This is a genomic window from Pseudomonas sp. RGB (assembly GCF_007713445.1).
Lineage (GTDB): Bacteria > Pseudomonadota > Gammaproteobacteria > Pseudomonadales > Pseudomonadaceae > Aquipseudomonas.
On sequence record NZ_VMSH01000008.1, the window covers coordinates 147,875 to 169,112 of the forward strand.

A 21,238-nucleotide genomic window follows, 5' to 3' on the forward strand; every position below is an offset into this window, starting at 1 on the left:
ATTCCTCAGGTCACGTTAGGTGTAGGGAGCGGCAGGACGGGGGCGGTTTGCCGTGCGATAGCGAGACGGATCAGCCACAGCGCCAGCAGTTGGCATAACAGAATCAGCAGCGCGGCGGCGACCAGGGCCTGGGAGAGCCCGACATCTGTGGGAAGGTGGTTTTTCACGGCAAAGAACACCCCGCCGATGCTGGCGACAAAAAACGCCGAACTGCATTGCAGGACGGTGTTGATCAGTCCGGCGCTCATGCCCGCCTGGTGGCGGTTCAGGGTGTCGCTGACGACCCCGACCAGAGCCGGTAGGGCGAAGCCTTGGCCGGCGCCAAGCAAGATCAGAGGCAAATAAAGCAAGTCTGGGCGGCCGCCGCCGACGCACAGGACCACCGTCAACATACTTGCAGCCTGCAGGCTCAAGCCCAGCAGGGCTCCGGGCTTGCCTTGGCGCTGGCCGAGAAAGGCGCTGCCAAGGGCAGCGAGGAAAAAGCCCACGCCGAACGGCAGGATCCGTGCCCCCACTGCCGCTGGGCCGAGCTGGAAACCCGACTGCAGATAGTCGGCGTAAATCAGAAAGAACGGCGAGATGGCGTAGAAGCAGAACAGCGCCAGAAAGCCGGGTAACAGCGCTGGCAGGTGAAAGATCTCAAGGTCGACAAAGGGGGTGCCGCCCTTGCGTTTGAGCCGGGTTTCCCAGATGACGAACAGGCCCGGGCTGAGGGCACTGAGGGCCAGCCCCAGCCAGGACCACCACGGCCAGCCTCGGGGCACCGCTTCGATCAGGCAGGTCAGCAGCGGTAGCAGGAACCCTGCGAACAGCGCACAGCCGATGATGTCCAGGGGCCGCCGTTGGTGGTGTGGGGATTCGTTGAGCAGGCGCGCCGCCGCCAGCAGGCAGGGCAAAACGATCGGTACATTGATCAGGAACAGGTTGCGCCAGCCCAGTCCGCCGATATCGGCGGCAATCAGCAGGCCTCCTGCACCCTGGCCCACCAGGCAGGCCAGGCCAAAAATCGAGGCATACAGCGAGAGGGCCAGGGCTTTGTCCTTGCCATTGAAATTGGCATGGATCAGGGCCAGGGACTGAGGGGCCATGATGGCGGCGAACAGGCCCTGGACGAAGCGCGCCAGCACCAGTCCCAGATCGCTGCCGGCGGTGCCGCAAGCCACCGAGGCGGCGGCAAAGCCAAGCATGCCAAGCATGAAAATCCGCCGTGGCCCGTACCTGTCCCCTAAACGCCCGCCGAGGATCAGGAACAGCGCAAAGGCTGCGGCGTAGATCGACACCGACGCCTGCATCAGGCCATCGCTGGCCCTCAGGTCGGCCTTGATAAAGGGCAGGGCGATATTGACGATGAAGTAATCCAGGGGCGGCAGGAACGATCCCACCAGCAGGATCACCAGGCATACCCAGCGTCTGGCCCCGGTCTGGGTCACGGCCGGCTCCGGTGTCAGCATTGGCGCGCCTGCTGTCCGAGGTTTTCCCGAGCGCTGGCGCCCAGCTCAAGCAGCGTCTGGGCCAGCAGGTGTGGATGGGTGAGCATGGCCAGGTGCCCGGTGGCCAGGCAGCGGCTGGCAAACACGCCACTGTCCCGGGCCTGCTCCAGCGCGAGATCGAAGGCACTGAAGGGAAACTGGCTGCAGCGAATGTAGCTGTAGGCCAGGTCCAGGCTCAGGTCAATGGGGCTCAATGGCTCGAAGAACGCTCGCCCCGGATGGGCGCCCAGGCGTTGCTCGACTTCGGCATGCAGGGTTGGGTCGTCCAGGCCGAACCCGTCGGCGCTGCTCAGTTTGAGCGTCGCTCCCTGGTGTTCTCGTTGCCACGTCATAAGCAGGGACCTGAGGGCCGTGGGCAGGTGCTCCAGTAACGGTCTGTTGTCCAGGGGCAGGAAGGCGTCGAGAAAAATCACCGCGCGTATCCGGTTGGACAGGTCAGGCAAGGCCGCCGCCGCCACGGCGCCGCCGTAGCTCCAGCCCACCAGCACGAGATTGTCCAGCTGATTGTCCGTCACCGTGGCGACGATCTCCCGGGCATGGCTGTGCAGGCCCACTTCGGCGTCGATCGCGCCTTGGCGTTCGGCGACCCCGGCCAGGGTTGGGGTCAATACCCGATGGCCCTCGCCGCGAAGCAGGCTGGCGACCTCGCGCCATACCCAGCCACCGAACCCGGCACCAGGTATCAGGACAAAATCCAGCGCGAGTGCATCTGTTGCGCAGGCTGTGTGTTTAGACGGCATGGATAAAACGCTCCGTGTTGTCCCACCAAGTGGCGCGTATGGCCCGGCGCTGAATCTTGCCCACGGCGCTGCGGGGCAAGGGCTCGTGTTGCAGGACGATGTGTTTCGGGGTCTTGAACTCGCCCAGGGCTTGGCGGCACAGCTCGCGCAAGGCCTGGTCTGGCGTGTCTGACCCCGGGCGCAGGACACAGACCGCCTGCAAGGCTTCACCGCTGCTGGCGTCGGGCACTCCGAACACGACCGCCTCCACTACCGTGGGATGGCTCATAAGCACGTTCTCCACCTCCACCGGGTAAATGTTCATCCCCGCGCTGACGACCATTTCTTCCTTGCGATCAAGCAGGTAAAGGTAGTGCTGCTGATCGAGGCGGCCGAGGTCGCCTGTCAGCAGCCAGCCTCGATGGAACTTGTCCGCGGTTTTCTGCGGGTTGTTCCAGTAGCCAGGCATCACGCCCTGGCTGCGAATGGCAATCTCGCCAATCTGGCCGGGAGCCAGCGCCTGGCCTGCGTCATCCAGCACGCAGACTTGCACGTCGTGGCGAGGCCGGCCACAGGACAGCAGGCGGCCATCGCCTGGGGCCAGGTCATGTAGGTTCGAGGCAGGCATCACGCTGATGATTCCGGCTTCGACCTGGCCGTAATACTGATACAGGACCTCGCCGAAACACTGGCGAAAGCGGCGGATAGTGGCTTCGGCGAGGGGCGCTCCACCGGTGATCAGGGCCTTGAGCCGAACCTGGGGCGGCTCGCTTGCGGCGCTGGCCAGGCGGGTCAATAAGTTGAGGTCGGCGGGGCCGATAAAACTGTGGGTGACCCGATGTTCGGTGAGGCAGCGCAGGCAGTCGGCGGCGTCGAAAGCCGGCCTGACCAAGGTGCAGGCCCCTGCGATCCAGGTGGGCAGCAATAGGTAGCCGGCTCCGTGGGACAGCGGGCTAACCTGCAGGAACACATCCCCTGGCTGCAGCGGCGGCAGGCCGTATGACCATTCGTAAATCGAATAGAGCCAGGTCCTGTGGCTGATAGGCACGCCTTTTGGCACTCCGGTGGTGCCGCCGCTATGGCGGATGATGAACAGGTCATCTTCGCCGATCTCAATATTCGGTGCGCCGTCCGCCGCGCCAGCGAGCCAAGCCTCATAGTCGGCGCCATAAGACAGTAACCGCAGGGTGGGGGCTTGTCGCTGCATCTCCCTGGCTGTTTCGGCGTGGGCCGGCGAGGCGATCAGTAACTGGCAGCGGGTGTGTTGGACAATGTTCTGCTGGATGGCCAGGGCACTGCCGGCATACAGCGGCACTCGGACAATTCCAGCGATGGCGAGCCCCACCAGCACGTCCAGGGATTCGACGCAGTTGTCTTCCAGCACCGCCACTCGGGTTCCGGGCTCGATTCCCCAGGCCAGCAGGCCATTGGCCAAGCGGCAGGCGCGCTGCCAGACCTGCTGATAGCTGTGGTTGCGCTGCCCATCGCTGACCGCCGGGCGCTCGCCAAAAGCCTGTGCCGACTGAAGAAGGACATCCTTGACGTTCATTGACTGCGGTCCTGGTGCGCGGGCTTGTTGCCTGCCAGGACAAACAGCGGCCACTGGAAGTCGAGGTATTCCCGATCTTCGGGCCAGGCTGTCGCCAGGCGCTCGGCCAGCGCTGGGCAAGGGTCGATGCCGTGCTGATCGATGTAAAGCTGGGTCGCGGACCACGTCCGGGTGTAGTTGACGTAGTCCTCCAGGTTCCAGCGGCGCTGGATATGCAGTTCCGGGGTCGGCAGTTGCGGGTAAGGAAAGGGCAGGCCTTTGAGTCCGGCGAACAGGACCTCGGTCTGGACTGGCCAGAAGTCCTTGAGCAGGCCGAACTGGAAGTCGTTGATCACTTGGTCCAGTGCCGGGGTCAGCGGCTCGTTGAAGGCATAGCCGATGATCAGCAGCAACCCTTCGCTGACCAGGCATTGGTCGACCTGGGCGTAAAAGCTCGGGGTGTCTATCCAGTGGATGGCCTGGGCCACACAGACCGCGTCGAACTGCATGGGAGCAAAGCGGGCATCTTCGGCTGCCAGCACCTGGAAACTAATGTTGGCGACTCGAGGCGCTCGGTTGATTTGCTCTGCGCTCACGTCCGTGGCCGTGACATGTTCAAAGGTCGTCGCCAAGTTGATGGCCGCCTGGCCGTTACCGGTTGCGCAATCCCACACCTGTTGCGTGCCTGGGCTGTGTGCGCGGATGAATTCATAGAGTTCGGCAGGGTAGTCGAATCGAAAGGCTGCGTAATGATCAGATTGTTTGGAAAACAGCGTATCGGTCTTTTTTGTATTTTTTAGGACCATGTTCATCGTTACTTTTCCTCCTGGAAAATGTTTCGTGGCGAGGCAGAATATAACGACGGTCCGGCATGCCCAACCAATGGTATATTCCCATCAAACCCATCGATGCCAGCGATTGATCATGATTGAGTTAAGGCACTTGCGGTACTTTCTGGCCATCGCCAAGTTTCAGCACTTGACCAAGGCGGCGGAATCCTTGTTTGTCACGCAGTCGACACTTTCTCATCAGTTGAAACAGTTGGAGTCCTTCCTGGAAGTTAAACTTTTTGACCGCGTGGGTCGCGGTGTCGAACTCAGTGCTGCTGGGAAATCCTTCTTTCACTACGCCACCCGGGCCTTGAAAGAAGTCGAAGAAGGCGCCCTGGCCTTGCGTAATATCGACTCCCTGGCCCAGGGCCAGCTGCGTATTGGCGGTATCAGCACCTACATAAACAGCTTATTGCCTCCTGTACTTGCCGCGTTGGGGGAGCGTTACCCGAATATCAGCATCAGTGGCGAGGCTCTGTCCGCCGGTGAAGTTTCCATGGCCTTGCAAGAGGGAGAAATAGATTTGGGGGTTTCTTTTTTAGACTCCTTCAAAGGTGACTTCATTGTTGAGCCGTTATTCTCGGAAGCCTTGGTGTTGACCGTGGCTGCCGATCATCCCCTGGCTGGCCAAGCCACTGTCGACGCTGCCGAATTGAGGGGGATCGATCTGTTGGTGCAAACTTCTCGCTATCATTCCCGGCACTTGATCGATCAGCTATTGGGGGCGCAGATTGCTGGCAGTATCCAGATGGAGTTAAGTTCCATTGAGTGCATGCTGGAGGTGGTGAAGTTGAATTCATCGGTCGCCGCAGTGCACTTCGAACACAAACCCAGGGTGGATCCGCAACTGGTGCATCTGCCCATCCTCAACCCCGGCGTTACGCGCACGGCGGCGCTGATCTGGCATCGCCAACGCAGTGAAACCGCGTTGTTGCGCGAGGTCTCGCGGCTGATCCAGGCGGCGGCCAACGCACACTGAAGCCGGCGGTGGCACCCTCAGCCCTCAATGTCGGCGTAACCGCGTCAGTTGGTGCTCGTCGATCTCGACTCCCAGACCGGGCCCGCTCGGTAACCAGAGTTTGAAGTCCCGATACTCCGGGCGTTGCAGCACCACATCCTCGACCAGCAACAGGGGGCCGAACAGTTCGGTGCCCCATTTCAGCTCGGGCAAGGTTGTAAAGGCGTGGGCGGAGGCGAGCGTGCCGATGCTGCTTTCCAGCATGGTGCCGCCATACAGGTCGATTCCCGCCGCCCGCGCAATGGCCGCTGCGCGTAGTACTGCGCAAGGCCCACCGGTCTTGGCGATCTTGAGCGAGAACACCGGCGCGGCGCCCTCACTGGCGAGCATGAAACTGTCGGCGACCGACTCGATGGCTTCGTCAGCCATCAACGGGATCGGACTGCGCCTGTTCAAGCGCGCCAGTGCGCGGTGCAGATGGCGCGGCAGCGGCTGCTCGATGAGTTCTACTCCGGCGTCTGCCAGTTGGGTACAGGCCCTGATACAGACCGCCTCACTCCATGACTGATTGATATCCACGCGCACGCTGGCTCGATTGCCCAGGGCCTGCTTGATAGCCACGGCATGCTGGATGTCCAGTGTCGGCTCGCGAGCCCCCAGCTTGACCTTGAACTGGCGGTGGCGGCGCGCCTCGAGCATCTGCTCGGCTTCCTGGATATCCCGCCCAGTGTCGCCGCTGGCCAAGACCCAAGCGACTTCCAGGCAGCTTTGCACCGGGCCGCCCAGTACCTCGGCAACGCTCAATCCCAGGCGTTTGCCCTGGGCGTCAAGCAAGGCACTTTCCACGGCCGAGCGGGCGAAGGTATTGCCCTTTATCAGGCTGTCCAGGCGCTGCATCAGGGCGTTCAAGTTGTAGGGGTTCTGGCCGATTAACAGCGGCGCAAAGTAGCAGTCGATATTGGTCTTGATGCTTTCCGGGCTTTCACCTGCGTAAGACAAGCCGCCGATGGTGGCGGCCTCGCCCAGGCCGTCGATGCCGTCGCTGCAGCGTATCCGCAGGATCACGGTAGTTTGGGTTTCGATGGTATGCATCGCCAGCCGGTGTGGCCTGAGGGTCGGCAGCTCGACGAGGTGAGCTTCGACCCGTTCAATAGAGATGGGGTGCATGGAGGCGGTCATTCCTTGAGCTGCGTGCCGATGGGGTCCTGATGAACTCAATGGTGTTGCTTTGGTTGGGAGAGGTCAAATACCCAGGAGGTGGTGACCAATACTTAATGGGTATTGTGGCCTGGGTACTGTTGCGTCCTGCCTGAGCTAGAACTCGGTCACAACCGTTACGCCGGCCGTCTCGAAGCGATCCATGTTCATCAACGCGTCGATGGACTGCTCCAGGCTGATGGTTTTACCCACGAGTTTTTCCGGGGCGAGTTTTCCGCCGGTGATCATCTGGACCATGGCGTCATAACGATGCGCTTGCATGCCGTGGCTTCCGTAGATCTCAAGCTCGTGCGCGATGACTTTGCTCATGGGGATCGCCGGTGTGGCGTGGTCGGCGAGCATCAGGCCTACCTGGACGTGTTTGCCTCGACGGCGCAGGTTGTTGATGGAGTTGAAGCACGTGGTGGGATGGCCCAGTGCATCCAGTGAGACGTGGGCGCCACCCTGGGTGATTTCCAGCACGGCTTCGGTGACGTCCGCAACGGCTTGTGCGTTCACGGTTGCAACGGCACCGAGCGAGCGCGCCAGCTCTAGTTTTTCCTGGGAAATATCGATGGCGATGACGTTCGCGCCGAGGGCGTTGGCGATCATCACTGCGGACAGGCCGACGCCTCCGCAGCCGTGCACCGCAACCCACTGTCCGGCGCTGACTTTGCCTTGGTCAACGACGGCGCGGAATGAAGTGGCGAAGCGACAACCCAGGCTTGCAGCGGTGGCAAAGTCCATGCTCTCAGGGAGTGCCACGACGTTCAGGTCGGCCTGATGGATACCGACGTATTCAGCAAACGAACCCCAGTGGGTAAAGCCCGGTTGAAACTGCGTAGTGCAGACCTGCTGGTTACCGCTGTTGCACTCGGGACACGCGCCACACCCGCCGACGAAGGGCACCGTCACCCGGTCGCCGACCTTCCACCGGGTAACGTCGCGGCCAACCTCGGCCACGATGCCGGCAAGCTCATGCCCGGGAACATGCGGCAACTGGATGTCCGGATCATGGCCTTTCCAGCCGTGCCAGTCGCTGCGGCAAACCCCCGTGCCCCTCACCTGTATCACCACACCGTGACGCTCCGGCGTCGGGTCTTCGACGTCCATCAAGCGCGGCGGTTTGGAAAAGGCTTCGTAGACAACTGCTTTCATGAAAGTAACCTCTACCTGGATAGACACGGCGCTGTATTCGGTGGCGTTCTTGCGGGGGGCTGCTCGAATCAGCGGTGATCCATTATGTGCAAATGGGGTGAAATTGCTTTTCAGATTGCGATTGATAGTTTGCGCCAAATGAAATTAATCTCCGTGAGCTGGCACATAATTGAAAGGATCAACCATGCTCGAGCGTTTGGATAAGGTGGACATTGCAATATCAGAGCGACTGCAGCGAGATGGACGACTGTCGAATGTCAAATTGGCGGAGCAACTTTCCCTCAGCGAAGCATCCTGTTGGCGTAAACAAAAGCGCCTTGAGGAATGCGGGGTGATTGAGGGGTATCAAGCCATCCTGAATCGCAGAAAGCTGGGCCTGGGGGTGATGGCTTTTGTTCAGATTTCCTGCAGTGATCACAGTGAAGAGGCCACGGAAAAGTTTGAAAAAATCATCGCCTCGGCGCCTCAGGTACTCAGTTGCCACAACACAACGGGCGAGGCGGATTTTTAACTTCAAGTCGTCGCCAGGGATTTGGACAGCTACAGCAGATTCGTCGAAAAGGTGCTGCGAAAGCTCCCGGGCGTTTTGAGTATCCGCTCGAACCTGTCGCTGCGAGAAATGAAGACCACGCAGCGTTTTCCGCTGGCCGAACTCCTGAGTATCTGAGGGCCTGCGGCGCCCGGCCTCGCCTGCGCGCACAGCCCTAAGACGCGAAAGATAAATACCCAGGTAAACGGCGATAGCCGGGGAAATCAGACGCTTCTTTGACGTCTTGGAGCCGGTATTGCTCGAAGCCCTATGCGTTGAAAATGTCGAAGATTAAATCGTCGGCGCGCGATCCGAAATGGATGCACCGAGGGGCTTGCCCAGACATCGCATTCACGCCAAGGCCGTCTCTTCGACGGGACCTCAGGCGTCGGCAAGCTGAAACCGATAGCCCACTCCATACAATGACTCGATGGGCGTTTCTCCAGGGCACGCCTGCTCCAGCTTGCGTCGCAGGTTGCGGATATGGCTGTCCACCGTACGGTCGGTGACCACGCGGTGGTCGGAGTAGATCTTGTCCAGCAGTTGGTCGCGGGAAAACACCCGCCCGGCGGAGCGTGCAAAGGTGCTGAGCAGTCGCAGCTCAAGGGGGGTGAGGTCCAGTGCGATACCGTCGAGTGAGGCGCGGTACTGCGTTTCGTCGATCAGCAGGCGCGGTGGGGCGCTGGTCAGCAGTTGGGGACCGCGACGCAGGATGGCCTTGATCCGGGCAACCACTTCGCGCGGGCTGAAAGGCTTGCAGATGTAGTCGTCGGCGCCCAGGTCCAGCCCCAGCAGGCGGTCCACCTCTTCGACGCGGGCGGTGATCATGATGATGGGCACGGCACTGAACACCCGCAGGTCCTGGCAAACTTGCATACCGTCACGGCCGGGCAGCATCAGGTCGAGCAAGATCAGGCGCGGTGTGTGGGCGCGCACGGTCGGCACCACCTGCAAGCCGTTGTTCAGGCACAGGGTCGGGTAGCCTGCCGCGACCACATAATCCTGCATCAATGCGGCCAGCTTCGGTTCGTCTTCGACAATCAGGATCGGGCTTTCGTCGTTCATGAGTCAGATGTTCCTTGGCAGGCGCAGGGTCAGCCAAAGCCCCCCAAGCGGGGAGTGCGCGGCGTCAAGGCTGCCGCCGTGGGCGAGGGCAATGCTGTGACAAATCGCCAGCCCCAGGCCGGCCCCGCCACTGCTACGGTTGCGCGACGATTCGCCACGATAGAAGCGCTCGAACAGGCGCGGCAGTTGCTCGGCCGAAACACCAGGGCCGGAGTCGAGGAGCTCGAGGCACACCTCGGCGCGATCCTGGGAGGCGCGGATGTGTATGACCCCCCCCGGATCGGTGTAGCGCACGGCGTTCTCCAACAGGTTGGAAAACAATTGCTGCAAGCGATTGGCGTCGGCGAACAGCTCCAGCGGTTGGGATGGCAAGTCCAATTCGACGCGCAGGTACCGGGTATTCAAACGCTCCTGGAACATCGACACGCTGGCTTGCAACAAGTGATCCAATGAACACACGCTCTTGCGGTAGGTCAGTGCGCCGATATCCGCCAGGGACAACTCATACAGGTCATCCACCAGTTTGCTGAGCATGCTGACCTCGCCTTGCAACGACTTCATCGAGCCTGGGTTCAGGGTGCGTACGCCATCCTCGATGGCCTCCAGCTCGCCACGCATTACCGACAGCGGGGTGCGCAGCTCGTGCGAAACGTCGGCCATGAACTCGCGACGCATCTGTTCATTGCGCTCCAGGGTGTAGGCGAGCTGGTTGAAGTCACGGGCCAATTGGCCCACTTCGTCATTGGAGGCCACCGCCACCCGACTGCTGTAGTCACCGCTGGCCAGGCGGTGCGTCGCTGCGGCCACCCGTTTGACCGGTTCCAGCAACGTTCGGGCGATCCACCAGGCAATCAGCATCGCCAGCAACAGCGAAAACGCGCCCATGACCAAACTGGTGCGTAACTGGTATTGCTGGAACCGTTCGCCGCCGGCTTCGGTCACGCTCTGGAACGGGGTCACGGCCAGCCAGCCCACGGTTTCGTCGCCCACGACAACCGGGCGCAACAGCGCGTCGTCGCCAATATCCGGGTAACCGTTCACGCGTTTTTTGTGTTTATCCAACAAGGCGATGCGAAATAGCGCGCCTGTCAGGTCGGAGGCCAAAGGCGTGCGCAGGTCGTTCTTCGCCGGATCCTCGCCAAGTTCGGGCCGCATGATGTCGAACCAGCGGTCCGGCTGGTTGCGCAGGAACTCCCAATTGCCCTCGCGCGCGTAAGCGCTGGCCAGGCGCGGCAGCACGGGCGCCATGCGCTCCAGCGCCTGCTCATTGAGGTACCCGAGAAAGCCCCGCCCGAAACTCCAGCTGGTCGCCAGGCCCATGCTCAGGATGACCAGCAACACACCGGCCAGTACCGCAATAAACAGCTTGGTGGAGATACTCAACTTCATGGAGGCGGGCCGTCGGGAATGGATGGTGACCATTTAGGCCCTGGCGCGCGAAAGATTCAACCCGGCGGGGCAATCTTCAATTTTCCTGCACATTTGCCTCGCAGCATGGCGCTGACTCAAGTCATCCCGTCTTGCAGAGGCTGCTATGTCGACGAAAATAATCGCCAAATTCCTGGTCACCGCCGCGGTGCTCCTGTCCTTGATCATTTTGGTCATGCTGGGCGGCTGCTCCGGCGGCGAGCCACTTCCTGAGGCGGTCACCCCCAAGGTCTCGGTGATCAGCATAAAACCCCAGAGCCAAGTGCTGACCACCGAGCTGGCGGGGCGCACCCAGGCCTTCATGGTGGCGCAGATTCGTCCGCAAGTCGGTGGCATCGTCCAGCGGCGGCTGTTTGTCGAGGGCGCGGATGTCAAGGCCGGGCAAGCGTTGTACCAATTGGATGCGGCGCCCTACAACGCCGCGCTGGCGCAGGCCCAGGCGAGCCTGGCCAAGTACCGCGCCACGCTTAAATCGGCGCAGGCCACCGCCAGGCGCGACGCCGAACTGGTGAAGATCAATGCCATCAGCCAGCAAGACAACGAGGACGCGCAGGCGACGTTGCTCACCGCGGCCGCCGACGTGCAAGTCGCCGCAGCTGAAGTCGAGACCGCCCGGATTAACCTGGCTTACACACGTATTACCTCGCCGGTCAGCGGGCGCATTGAAACGTCCACTGTGACCCCCGGGGCGCTGGTGGTGGCTGATCAGGACAGCGCGTTGACCACGGTGCAACAACTCGATCCGATCTATGTGGATGTCACCCAATCGACTACGGAACTGCTGCGGCTCAAGCGTGACCTGGCCAGCGGGGCCTTGCAGTCCAACGGCGAGGGGCAGGCACGGATCAGTCTGAAGCTGGACGATGGCACCGCCTACAACCATGAGGGGCGGCTCAAGGTCAGCGGCGTCAGTGTCAACGAGGGCACGGGCACCGTGACCCTTCGCGCAGAGTTCGCCAACCCGGACCACCTGCTGCTGCCGGGCATGTATGTGCGCGCGGTGCTGGAGCAGGCGCGCAATGATCAGGCCATTCTGATTCCGCAAAAAGCGGTCAACCGCAGCGCCAGCGGTGTGACCACCGCGTTGCTGGTGGTTGACGGCAAGGTTGAACAACGCGAGCTGACCATCGATCGCGCGGTGGGTAACCAGTGGTGGGTCACCGCGGGCCTGAACGCGGGGGACCAGTTGATCGTCGAAGGCGGGCAAAAGGTTCGTGTCGGCGCCGCCGTAAACGCGCAAGACGCCACTACCCAGGCGGCTACGACGCCGACTGCTGTGAAGGCGGGTTGAACATGGCGCACTTTTTTATTGATCGACCGATCTTCGCGTGGGTGATCGCCATCGTGATCATGCTCGGTGGTGGCTTGTCCATCAGCCAGTTGCCGTTGGAGCAGTACCCGGATATCGCGCCGCCCACGGTCACGATTTCTGCCACCTACACCGGGGCCTCGGCCAAGACCGTGGAGGACTCGGTGACCCAGGTCATCGAACAGCAGATGAAAGGCCTGGATAACCTGACCTATATGTCGGCCACCAGCAGTTCGGCAGGCAGTGCCAGCATCAGTTTGACCTTTACTGCCGGCACTGACCCGGACGTCGCCCAGATGCAGGTGCAGAACAAGCTGCAACAAGCGGAGTCGAGACTGCCGCAAACGGTACAAAGCGAAGGCCTGACCGTGACCAAAGGCGGCTCGGATTTCTTGATGATTGTCGCCCTGGCATCGGATGACCCCAGTGTCACCGGTACCCAGATCGGCGACTACATTTCCACCACCTTGCTGGACTCCATCAGCCGAATAGACGGCGTTGGCGATGTGCAGACGTTGGGGTCGGGCTACGCCATGCGTATCTGGCTGGATCCCGCCCTGTTGGAAAAGTACGCGTTGATGCCCTCGGACGTCAGCAGTGCCCTGGAGGCGCAGAACACTGAAGTCTCCGCCGGGCAGCTCGGCGCCTTGCCGGCGATCATGGGGCAGCAGTTGAACGCCACGATCAGCGCCCGCAGCAAACTGCAGACCGTCGAAGAGTTTCGCAATGTCGTCGTCAAGTCCAACAGTGATGGAGCTGTCGTTCTGCTGGGCGACGTCGCAACCCTGGAGTTGGGCAGTGAAAGCTACGACATCAGTTCGGCCCTCAACGGCAAACCTGCCGCAGCCATGGGTGTGCAACTGGCGGCTGGCGCCAATGCGCTGAATGTCGGTGAGGCAGTCAAGGCCAAGCTCAAGGAGATGGAGCCGTTCTACCCGACGGAAATGCAGCTTAAAAACGTGATTGCCTACGACACCACGCCATTTGTCAGCCTGTCCATCGAGGAAGTGGTCAAGGCCCTGGGCGAGGCCATCGTGCTGGTGGTGCTGATCATGTTCCTGTTCCTGCAGAGCCTGCGGGCAACGCTGATACCGGCGATCACCGTGCCGGTGGTGCTGCTGGGCACGTTCGGTGTGCTGGCGCTGTTCGGCTATTCGATCAACACCTTGACCATGTTTGCCATGGTCCTGGCGATCGGTTTGCTGGTGGACGACGCCATTGTGGTGGTGGAAAACGTCGAGCGGTTGATGGGCGAGGGGCTGTCGCCGGTGGCCGCCACGCGGCAATCGATGAGTGAAATCAGCAGTGCACTGGTCGGTATCACCCTGGTGCTGAGTGCAGTGTTTATTCCCATGGCGTTTTTCGGTGGTTCCACCGGGATTATCTATCGGCAGTTTTCGGTGACCATTGTCTCGGCCATGGTCCTGTCGGTGTTGGTGGCGATGACCCTGACACCCGCGCTCTGCGCGTCGTTGCTCAAGGCGCGTGGCGGCCAGGCGCATACGGCTCAGCGCGGGTTCTTCGGCTGGTTCAACCGCACCTTTGAACGGGCCAGTGCCGGATATGAGCGCTGGGTGGGGGCGGTGTTGCGCCGTTGGGGACGCAGCCTGCTGCTTTACGGCGTGGTGCTGGTGGTCATGGCGGTGGGCTACATGAGCCTGGCCACTTCGTTCCTGCCGGATGAAGACCAGGGGATCCTCCTGGCACAGATCCAGTTACCGGTCGGTGCGACGGACAGCCGCACCCAGGCCGTGATCAAGCAGTTCGAAGACTACATCCTGAAACAGCCCGAAGTCGAAGCGATGATCAGCATCAGCGGGCTGGGCATGGGCGGCAACAGCCAGAATACCGCGCGGGCGTTTATTCGCCTCAAGGACTGGTCCGAACGCGGTGGCTCTGGTGAGGGTGCAGCCGCCATTGCCCAGCGGGCGACCATGGCGCTGTCGAGCATCGGCGATGCCGATGCGTTCGTCATGCAGCCGCCGACCGTGCGCGGCCTGGGCCAGAGCTCGGGGTTCGACCTGCAACTCAAGGACCTCGGTGGCCTGGGCCATGATGCGTTAGTGGCGGCCCGCGAGCAGTTCCTGGAGCTGGCCAGGAAAGATCCCCGCTTACTGGGCGTGCGCAGCAACGGCCTGGACGATGCGCCGCAGCTCAAGGTCAGCATTGACGACCGCAAGGCCGGGGCCTTGAGCTTGAGTACCAGTGACATCAACACCACATTGTCGACGGCGCTTGGCGGTACTTACGTAAACGACTTCCTCAACCAGGGCCGGGTGAAAAAAGTCTATGTACAGGGCCAGGCAAACTCGCGCATGCAGGCGGCGGACCTTGATCACTGGTTTGTGCGCAACAGCAACAATGAAATGGTGCCGTTTTCGTCCTTCGCCAGCAGCTCCTGGAGTTACGGCTCGCCGTTGCTGGAACGCTACAACGGTAACGCCTCCCTGGAAATCGTTGGCGACCCTGCGCCAGGGGTGAGCTCCGGGGACGCGATGAACGCGGTGGAAGCCATTGTCCGGCAATTGCCCCAGGGCATCGGCTACGAGTGGACGGGGCAATCCTATCAACTGCGCCTGTCGGGCTCCCAGGCGCCGCTGCTCTACGGCGTCTCCGTGTTGTTTGTATTCCTGTGCCTGGCCGCGCTCTATGAGAGTTGGTCGGTGCCGTTTTCGGTGATCCTGGTGGTGCCCCTGGGGGTGATCGGTGCGGTGCTGGCGACCCGTGTCGCCGGGTTGAGCAACGACGTGTATTTCCAGGTCGGGTTGTTGACCACCGTGGGCCTGGCCGCGAAAAACGCGATCCTGATCGTTGAGTTTGCCAAGCACTTGCAAGAGCAGGGCAACAGCGTGATCGACGCGACGCTGATCGCCGTGCGCCAACGCCTGCGGCCGATCCTGATGACCTCCCTGGCGTTCATGTTCGGCGTGTTGCCGCTGGCCTTGAGTACGGGCGCAGGCTCCGCCGGGCGCCAGGCCATCGGGACCGGGGTGCTGGGCGGCATGTTCAGCGCGACGGTGCTGGGGATTTTCTTTGTGCCGCTGTTTTTCGTGCTGATCCGCCGCCGTTTTGGCCGCGTGCACAGCGCTAACCAATCTGCCCCGACAGGTGATGCATGATCAAGTCACACTGGCCTTTGCTGGCCGCCATGGCCCTGGGCGGTTGCGTCAACCTGGCACCGCAGTATGAGCGTCCCGCTGCACCGGTGTCCGAGCAATGGCTGCCAGCAGCCAGCCTGCCAAAAGGGCAGGCTGGGGCTGATATCAAATGGCAGCAGTTCTTTACCGACAGCCGCCTGGCGCAATTGCAGGTATTGGCGCTGGCCAATAACCGCGACTTGCGTTTGGCCAGCCTGAACGTTGAGAAGGCCCAGGCGCAGTACCGCATCAAGCGTGCGGACCTGTTTCCCACTGTCGACGCGAGCGTCAGCGGCACCCATAGCCGTACACCGGGGTCGCTGTCCAACTCCGGCGCGGCGGCCACCACTCACGATTACAGCGCTCAATTGGGGCTGAGCAGTTATGAGCTTGACGTGTTTGGCCGGGTTCGCAACCTGCGGGATGAGGCGCTGGAAGACTACCTGGCGCTGACGGAAACCCGGCGCAGCACGCAAATCAGTCTGGTGGCCGAAGTGGCCACGGCCTGGCTGACCCTGGCCGCCGACAACGAACGGCTGCTGCTGGCCCAGCAAACCTTGACCAGCCAGTTGGCCACCTACGACCTGACCCAGCGCAGCTACACCTTGGGCGGCGCTTCTGCGTTGTCCGTGGCGCAAGCCCAGACCACGGTCGAGTCGGCACGGGGCGATGTGGCGTCCTACGAGAGCCAGATCCTGCAGGACCGCAATGCCTTGCGCCTGTTGGTCGGCAGTGATCTGCCCGAGGCGCTCTTGCCGGGGACGCACCTGGAGTCGGCGGCGGTGCTGGTGGAGATTCCGGCGGGCCTGCCCTCCAGCCTGCTGCAACAACGCCCGGACGTGCTCTCGGCCGAACATACGCTCAAGTCCGCCAACATTGATATTGGCGCGGCCCGTGCGGCGTTTTACCCGAGCATCAGCCTGACCGCCAATGCCGGCTCGTCCAGTGCGGCATTGGCCGGCCTGTTCAAGTCCGGCAGCGGTGCCTGGACCTTTGCCCCGAGCATCAGCGTGCCGATTTTTGACGGCGGCAGTAACCGCGCGACCCTGGATTCGGCCAAGGTAGAACGCGAGATCCAGGTGCAGACCTATCAGCAAACCCTGCAGACCGCCTTCCGCGAAGTGGCCGATGCGTTGGCGGTGCGCAGCACCCTGGATCGCCGTATCGCCGCGCAACAGGCGCTGACCGACGCCAGCCGCAAAAGCTTCGAACTCTCGGATGCCTTGTATCGGGGCGGCTCGCAAAGCTACCTCGAAGCCCTGGATGCGCAACGCTCGCTCTACAGCGCACAGCAGGACCTGATCACGCTGCGCCTGACCGAGCAGAGTAACCGCATCACGTTGTACAAAGTGCTGGGGGGCGGTTGGAATTAATGGCCCTGCCACGTGCACACATCACCGCAGCGAAGGAACGGCTTGCGCGCATCAAATCAGATGACTTCTTTGAGTGGGGAATAACCATGTGTGCCTTTCGTTCCAGTGTAAGCCGTTGCGTCCAGGTGCTTGCCTGCGCCTGCTTCATCACGATCTCACCGCCTTCGCGTGCGGACGCCGACCCAGATCCATGGGAAGGTATTAACCGACCTATTTTCTCATTCAACGACACGTTGGATACCTATGCACTCAAACCACTCGCCCAGGCCTACCAATTCGTCACTCCCCGGGTTGCTCAAGACGGCATTCATCATTTTTTCAATAATCTGGGGGAGGTCAAAAATCTGTCCAACAACTTACTTCAAGCCAAGTTTCATAGTGCCGGCGTGGATACGAGTCGCTTTTTGCTCAACAGTACGATTGGCCTGGCGGGGTTGTTTGACGTCGCGACGCCCATGGGGCTGCAGCGCAGTGACGAAGATTTCGGTCAAACCCTAGGTTACTGGGGGGTAAATAGCGGCCCTTACCTGGTACTGCCGCTCCTGGGGCCAAGCACACTGCGCGATGCGCCTGCCATCCTTCCCGATGCCTACACCAATCCGGTCCGCTACATCGGCGACGTTCCTACCCGTAATAGCCTTTACGGCGTGAGCCTGATCGACGGACGTGCTCAATATCTGACGTCCGAAAAGCTCATTACGGGCGATAAGTACAACTTCATTCGAAGTGTCTATTTGCAAACCCGAGCGTTCAAGATCAAGGGGGGAGCCGTAAAGGACGACTTTTGATCGGGACGTGACCCACCAGGTCGTGATAACCCTGCATCCGGCTTGTTACGCATTGGCAAGCTGGACTTGATCACGACCCTTTGATTTAGCACTGTACATAGCGCTGTCCGCACGCCGCATGAAAGCATCAAATGACTCCGATGGCACCCACGCCGCGACGCCGAAGCTGCACGTTACCTGACCCGCCTCCTCAAAGGGCAGGGCGCTGACGAGGGCTCGAAGCTTTTCCGCCAGCCGCTTTGTGTCGTGCAGTTCGCTACCCGGGCAGATCAAGGCAAACTCTTCGCCACCTGTTCTGCACAGTAGATCGGCTTTGCGCGTTGCCGAACGTATTCGTGTACACAATGCCTTCAGCACGTTGTCACCGCACTGATGCCCCCTGCTGTCGTTGATGCGTTTGAAGTGATCAACGTCGAACATGATCAGCGATAGAGGCTGGTAGTGGGTGTCAGCCTCAATGAGCAGGCGCTCCATCAGCTCTTCGAAGTGCCTGCGGTTATACACGCCCGTCAGGTGGTCGGTAATGTTCAATAAACGCAGGGCTTGCGTGCGCTCTTCAACAAGAGACAGGGCCCGCGCGCGCTGCGTGATCAGCAAGTACACCATCAACGTCATCAGCAGCGTCAATCCTGTTCCGAATACGGCAATCAGACTGATAAACGATGCGTGACTGTTGGAGCTCAAAAAGGCTGAGGTTGGCCGAAACCGCATCAAGTAGTGTTGGTCGGCTACTTTCAACACGCGCTGAGCGTAAAGCGGCGATGGGGCAGCCGGCGATAAGCTCTGATAAATGTTGTCTTCCTGATGCTGTGTGTCGGTCAATGACAGCGTCACGTTCAGTCGTTGCAGACTGGGTAACGGAATGCTTTGTTCCATCAAGGAGGCCAAGCGCATTGTCGAGACGATGAAGCCCTGCAAACCTTCATCGTTCACTGGCGCCTCGGAGGACTCTTTGAATACGGGAGCGACAAAGAAAACCCCGGCCTGGCCATTGCTCATTTTCAACGGTTCCGACACGACCATTTGATGTGTTTCTCGTGCCTTCTTCAACAGGGCCTCGCGATCCGGGCGGGCGATGACATCCATGCCAGGGGTAACCTTCACGTCATCGCGCTTGGATAAATAGAGCAAGACCATGTGTTCCGGGCGGCGGGTGAGGGGGGCTTCGGCACCGGTGATTGGATTGATCTCATGATACGCAAAGTCACTCGTACCATTGAGCAGCGCCTTGGTGTGAAACACTTGTAGATCCTGCTCGAGAATCCTCGGTACCCAACCGTACGTTTCGCCCTCCTCGACGAGAGGCGTGACGAACCCCATAAACTCCTTTTCCGTGACATCGTCGGCGTTGATGAAGAAACGCCTGACGGTGTCCAGTTTCAAGTCTTGAACAGTAAAACGTCGCTGCAAGCGACTGAATCGTTCGTCAACCTCCAGTTGGAACGCAACGGCAACGGTGCGCTGCTCTGACCCGTGGTAAAGAATCAGTACCAAGCTCGTTACGGCCACCCCGGCCAGGCACACAAGAATGCAAAGGGTCACGTCGGATGCTTTAAGGGCGCTCTTACGAAAAGGCATCATTTCGTGTTCCTTACTCATCGCCAAAACGAACTGCAACCGCCTGAAGGGCTTTCTCGATTATCGGCACACCTGCCAATATCTTTATAGATCAGGTACGGCAATACGGCGTTTATAGAGTAAGCGAGGAGCCCACACACCTGCACATTGCCGGTGGCAGGTGATTGAGTCTAGAACGCGGTCACGCCGGCTGTGCGACGAGGTTCAGGTCGGCCTGGTGTATACCGACGTACTCGGCAAACGACCCCCAATGAGTGAAGCCCGGTTGAAACTGGGTAGTGCAGACTTGCGGGTTACCGCAGTTGCACTCGCGACACGCGCCACATCCGCCTGCAAAGGGCACCGTCACACGGTCGCCGACCTTCCACCGGGTGATGTCCCTGACAACTCCAGGGTTCTGCGCTGGAATTCCGAGCGGCTTAGCACAACACTCGCGCCGTGCTGTACACACGTAGCCGCTCCCGACGGCCCCGGCCTTATGTGTCGAGCGCCTGCTGCCTTGCCATTTCCTGGTTGCGCAGAATGAACCGCTGCAGTTTGCCACTCGGTGTCTTGGGCAATTGTTCGACGAACTCGATTTCCCGTGGGTACGCATGTGCGGCCAGGCGCTGTCGCACATGCAGGCGCAGGACTTCAGCCAACTCGGCGCTTGGCAGGTATTGACGGTTGAGTACGACAAACGCCTTGATCAGCTCGGTGCGTTGCGGGTCGGGTTTGCCGATGACGGCGGTTTCAACCACCGCCGGGTGTTCGATCAGCGCACTTTCCACATCGAAAGGCCCGACCCGATAACCGGACGTGGTGATCACGTCGTCGTTACGGCCGACGAAGCTGATACTGCCGTCGTCATTGAGCTCCACGATATCGCCGCTCAAGTAATAACGGTCGACAAAGGCCTTGGTGTGCATATCGAAGTAGCCGTTGAACCAGCACAGGGGCGAGCGCTCGCGATCCACCGCCAGCACGCCTGGCCGGCCAGTCGGCAATTCCCGATGTGCGTCATCCAGCACGACAATCCGGTACCCCGCAACCGCATAACCGGCCGAGCCCTCACGTACCGGGTGGCGCAAGCCGTGGTGATTGCACAGCACCATGCCGATTTCGGTCTGGCCGTAGTGGTCGTGGATGACCACGCCGAGTTCTTCGGCAAACCAACGGATGACTTGCGGGTTGAGCGGTTCGCCGGCGCTGCTGATGACACGCAGGTGGCCACGCACGGCGTCGGCGAACTCAGCCCCTGCCGCGATCAGCAGACGATAAGCCGTCGGCGAGCCGGCCAGGTTGCTGATCGCATACTTGGCGATGATCCGGCAGGTACTGTCCACCGCAAAAGGCCCGTCATAGAACAGCGTGGCACGGCCACACGCCAGCGGGCCGGTCACTGCGTAGTACAAACCATAGGCCCAGCCGGGGTCGGCGAGATTCCAGAAACGGTCGTCCTCTCGCAGGTCAATCGAATCACGCATATAGCCCTTGAAGGCCAGAATGGCGCTTAACGGTACCTCCAGTGGCTTGGCCGGCCCTGTGGTACCCGACGTGCACATCAGCAGGAACGGTGCGCTGGCGTCCAGCAACTCAGGCGCGCAATCCGCCTGTTGACGACTCAGGGCGGCCCAGAAGTCGTAATCACCCGGGCGCCGTGGATCAGCGCCGGTCACGATGACAGGGGGGCAGTCAGTGACCTCGTCGAGCTTGGGGCGATTATGGGCATCGGTCACGATCCAGCGTGCCTCGGAGCAGCCCAACCGCTGCTCGATCGCCTTTGGGCCGAATGCAGTGAAGAGCGGTTGGTAGACCGCGCCGATGCGCCAGGTACCCAAAATGGCAATCAACAGTTCAACCGTGCGTGGCATCAGGCCTGCTACACGTTCGCCCGGCTTGACCCCTTGCTCTCGCAGAAAGTTGCCGAAGCGCGCAGCCTGTGCCTGCAGTTCGCTGAAGGTGTAGTGCGTGGCGTGGCCATCCCGGGTTTCGCAATACAACGCCACGGCATCACCGTCGGCGTGCCGGTCGCAGCATTCGATGCATGCGTTCAAGGCATCCAGGTCGCCGTGCAAGTCCTGGGCGGCCAGTTGTAGATAATCGAAAGATCTCACTGCTGAGTCGTAATCGCGCATAACGTACCTGATTATTATTGTTGGAATATGCCCT

The 21,238-nt window shown here is 60.9% G+C and carries 15 protein-coding genes and 2 pseudogenes; 6 read left to right on the plus strand and 11 right to left on the minus strand.

Features of this window, described 5'->3' with window-relative positions; genetic code table 11:
* Positions 1-5 precede the first annotated feature (5 nt).
* From FPT15_RS18440 to FPT15_RS18455, 4 genes are read right to left on the minus strand one after another with little or no spacing between them, the layout of a single operon-like run.
* On the minus strand, positions 6-1,451 hold the full coding sequence (locus tag FPT15_RS18440; RefSeq protein ID WP_145163464.1) for an MFS transporter: 1,446 nt from the start codon (positions 1,449-1,451) through the stop codon (positions 6-8).
* Positions 1,445-2,230 (minus strand): alpha/beta hydrolase family protein, encoded by a 786-nt coding sequence (locus tag FPT15_RS18445; protein WP_145163465.1) that lies wholly within the window; start codon positions 2,228-2,230, stop codon positions 1,445-1,447. The genes FPT15_RS18440 and FPT15_RS18445 overlap by 7 nt, the downstream gene beginning before the upstream one ends.
* A complete protein-coding gene (locus FPT15_RS18450; RefSeq protein WP_145163466.1) occupies positions 2,220-3,758 on the minus strand; it encodes a class I adenylate-forming enzyme family protein in 1,539 nt (512 codons plus the stop codon). Before FPT15_RS18450 ends, FPT15_RS18445 begins: the two co-directional genes overlap by 11 nt.
* Positions 3,755-4,549: a class I SAM-dependent methyltransferase gene (locus tag FPT15_RS18455; protein ID WP_145163467.1), complete on the minus strand. Its 795-nt coding sequence runs from the start codon at positions 4,547-4,549 to the stop codon at positions 3,755-3,757. Before FPT15_RS18455 ends, FPT15_RS18450 begins: the two co-directional genes overlap by 4 nt.
* A 130-nt stretch (positions 4,550-4,679) precedes the next feature.
* Between FPT15_RS18455 and FPT15_RS18460 the strand changes: the two genes are divergently transcribed.
* Complete coding sequence (locus FPT15_RS18460) at positions 4,680-5,546, plus strand: LysR substrate-binding domain-containing protein (protein WP_178119715.1); 867 nt, start codon at positions 4,680-4,682, stop codon at positions 5,544-5,546.
* 24 nt (positions 5,547-5,570) lie between these two features.
* Here FPT15_RS18460 and FPT15_RS18465 read toward each other — a convergent pair whose 3' ends face one another.
* Together FPT15_RS18465 and FPT15_RS18470 are read right to left on the minus strand one after the other, a co-directional pair.
* The gene (locus FPT15_RS18465) at positions 5,571-6,692 is read right to left on the minus strand and encodes a muconate cycloisomerase family protein (RefSeq protein WP_145163469.1); all 1,122 of its coding nucleotides are present in this window, start codon (positions 6,690-6,692) and stop codon (positions 5,571-5,573) included.
* A 147-nt stretch (positions 6,693-6,839) separates the two neighbouring features.
* Complete coding sequence (locus FPT15_RS18470; protein WP_145163470.1) at positions 6,840-7,880, minus strand: zinc-dependent alcohol dehydrogenase family protein; 1,041 nt, start codon at positions 7,878-7,880, stop codon at positions 6,840-6,842.
* Positions 7,881-8,064: 184 nt separating this feature from the next.
* Between FPT15_RS18470 and FPT15_RS18475 the strand changes: the two are divergent.
* A pseudogene (locus tag FPT15_RS18475) lies at positions 8,065-8,547 on the plus strand (Lrp/AsnC family transcriptional regulator).
* Positions 8,548-8,790: 243 nt separating this feature from the next.
* Here FPT15_RS18475 and FPT15_RS18480 read toward each other — a convergent pair.
* Together FPT15_RS18480 and baeS are read right to left on the minus strand one after the other, a co-directional pair.
* Positions 8,791-9,474: a response regulator gene (locus FPT15_RS18480; protein ID WP_145163472.1), complete on the minus strand. Its 684-nt coding sequence runs from the start codon at positions 9,472-9,474 to the stop codon at positions 8,791-8,793.
* Between the two features lie 3 nt (positions 9,475-9,477).
* The gene (baeS, locus tag FPT15_RS18485) at positions 9,478-10,863 is read right to left on the minus strand and encodes a sensor histidine kinase efflux regulator BaeS (protein WP_145163474.1); all 1,386 of its coding nucleotides are present in this window, start codon (positions 10,861-10,863) and stop codon (positions 9,478-9,480) included.
* A 145-nt stretch (positions 10,864-11,008) separates the two neighbouring features.
* On the opposite strand from baeS, the gene FPT15_RS18490 reads away from it, so the two are divergent.
* From FPT15_RS18490 to FPT15_RS18505, 4 genes are all read left to right on the plus strand, one after another.
* Positions 11,009-12,193, plus strand: a complete 1,185-nt coding sequence (locus tag FPT15_RS18490) for an efflux RND transporter periplasmic adaptor subunit (RefSeq protein WP_145163476.1) — start codon at positions 11,009-11,011, stop codon at positions 12,191-12,193.
* Between the two features lie 2 nt (positions 12,194-12,195).
* The gene (locus tag FPT15_RS18495; RefSeq protein ID WP_145163478.1) at positions 12,196-15,330 is read left to right on the plus strand and encodes an efflux RND transporter permease subunit; all 3,135 of its coding nucleotides are present in this window, start codon (positions 12,196-12,198) and stop codon (positions 15,328-15,330) included.
* Positions 15,327-16,721: an efflux transporter outer membrane subunit gene (locus tag FPT15_RS18500; protein ID WP_145163480.1), complete on the plus strand. Its 1,395-nt coding sequence runs from the start codon at positions 15,327-15,329 to the stop codon at positions 16,719-16,721. Before FPT15_RS18495 ends, FPT15_RS18500 begins: the two co-directional genes overlap by 4 nt.
* 86 nt (positions 16,722-16,807) lie before the next feature.
* A complete protein-coding gene (locus FPT15_RS18505) occupies positions 16,808-17,509 on the plus strand; it encodes a VacJ family lipoprotein (RefSeq protein WP_372241487.1) in 702 nt (233 codons plus the stop codon).
* A gap of 45 nt (positions 17,510-17,554) precedes the next feature.
* On the opposite strand, the gene FPT15_RS18510 is transcribed toward FPT15_RS18505, so the two are convergent.
* The 3 genes and pseudogenes from FPT15_RS18510 to FPT15_RS18520 all read right to left on the minus strand — a co-directional run bounded on the left by FPT15_RS18510 (position 17,555) and on the right by FPT15_RS18520 (position 21,204).
* Positions 17,555-19,090, minus strand: a complete 1,536-nt coding sequence (locus tag FPT15_RS18510) for a diguanylate cyclase (protein ID WP_145163483.1) — start codon at positions 19,088-19,090, stop codon at positions 17,555-17,557.
* A 184-nt stretch (positions 19,091-19,274) separates the two neighbouring features.
* Positions 19,275-19,475 (minus strand): annotated as a pseudogene (locus FPT15_RS18515) (alcohol dehydrogenase catalytic domain-containing protein); the annotation flags it as partial.
* An 88-nt stretch (positions 19,476-19,563) separates the two neighbouring features.
* A complete protein-coding gene (locus tag FPT15_RS18520) occupies positions 19,564-21,204 on the minus strand; it encodes an AMP-binding protein (protein WP_145163485.1) in 1,641 nt (546 codons plus the stop codon).
* Between the last annotated feature and the right edge of the window lie 34 nt (positions 21,205-21,238).

What these genes read in the sequence shown, in the direction of transcription:
- FPT15_RS18440 (WP_145163464.1), bottom strand. Translation starts at nt 1,451, where the DNA reads ATGCTGACACCGGAGCCGGCCGTGACCCAGACCGGGGCCAGACGCTGG.
- FPT15_RS18455 (WP_145163467.1), bottom strand. Translation starts at nt 4,549, where the DNA reads ATGAACATGGTCCTAAAAAATACAAAAAAGACCGATACGCTGTTTTCC.
- baeS (WP_145163474.1), bottom strand. Translation starts at nt 10,863, where the DNA reads ATGAAGTTGAGTATCTCCACCAAGCTGTTTATTGCGGTACTGGCCGGT.
- FPT15_RS18470 (WP_145163470.1), bottom strand. Translation starts at nt 7,880, where the DNA reads ATGAAAGCAGTTGTCTACGAAGCCTTTTCCAAACCGCCGCGCTTGATG.
- FPT15_RS18445 (WP_145163465.1), bottom strand. Translation starts at nt 2,230, where the DNA reads ATGCCGTCTAAACACACAGCCTGCGCAACAGATGCACTCGCGCTGGAT.
- FPT15_RS18490 (WP_145163476.1), top strand. Translation starts at nt 11,009, where the DNA reads ATGTCGACGAAAATAATCGCCAAATTCCTGGTCACCGCCGCGGTGCTC.
- FPT15_RS18480 (WP_145163472.1), bottom strand. Translation starts at nt 9,474, where the DNA reads ATGAACGACGAAAGCCCGATCCTGATTGTCGAAGACGAACCGAAGCTG.
- FPT15_RS18450 (WP_145163466.1), bottom strand. Translation starts at nt 3,758, where the DNA reads ATGAACGTCAAGGATGTCCTTCTTCAGTCGGCACAGGCTTTTGGCGAG.
- FPT15_RS18500 (WP_145163480.1), top strand. Translation starts at nt 15,327, where the DNA reads ATGATCAAGTCACACTGGCCTTTGCTGGCCGCCATGGCCCTGGGCGGT.
- FPT15_RS18505 (WP_372241487.1), top strand. Translation starts at nt 16,808, where the DNA reads ATGTGTGCCTTTCGTTCCAGTGTAAGCCGTTGCGTCCAGGTGCTTGCC.
- FPT15_RS18510 (WP_145163483.1), bottom strand. Translation starts at nt 19,090, where the DNA reads ATGATGCCTTTTCGTAAGAGCGCCCTTAAAGCATCCGACGTGACCCTT.
- FPT15_RS18520 (WP_145163485.1), bottom strand. Translation starts at nt 21,204, where the DNA reads ATGCGCGATTACGACTCAGCAGTGAGATCTTTCGATTATCTACAACTG.
- FPT15_RS18465 (WP_145163469.1), bottom strand. Translation starts at nt 6,692, where the DNA reads ATGCACCCCATCTCTATTGAACGGGTCGAAGCTCACCTCGTCGAGCTG.
- FPT15_RS18495 (WP_145163478.1), top strand. Translation starts at nt 12,196, where the DNA reads ATGGCGCACTTTTTTATTGATCGACCGATCTTCGCGTGGGTGATCGCC.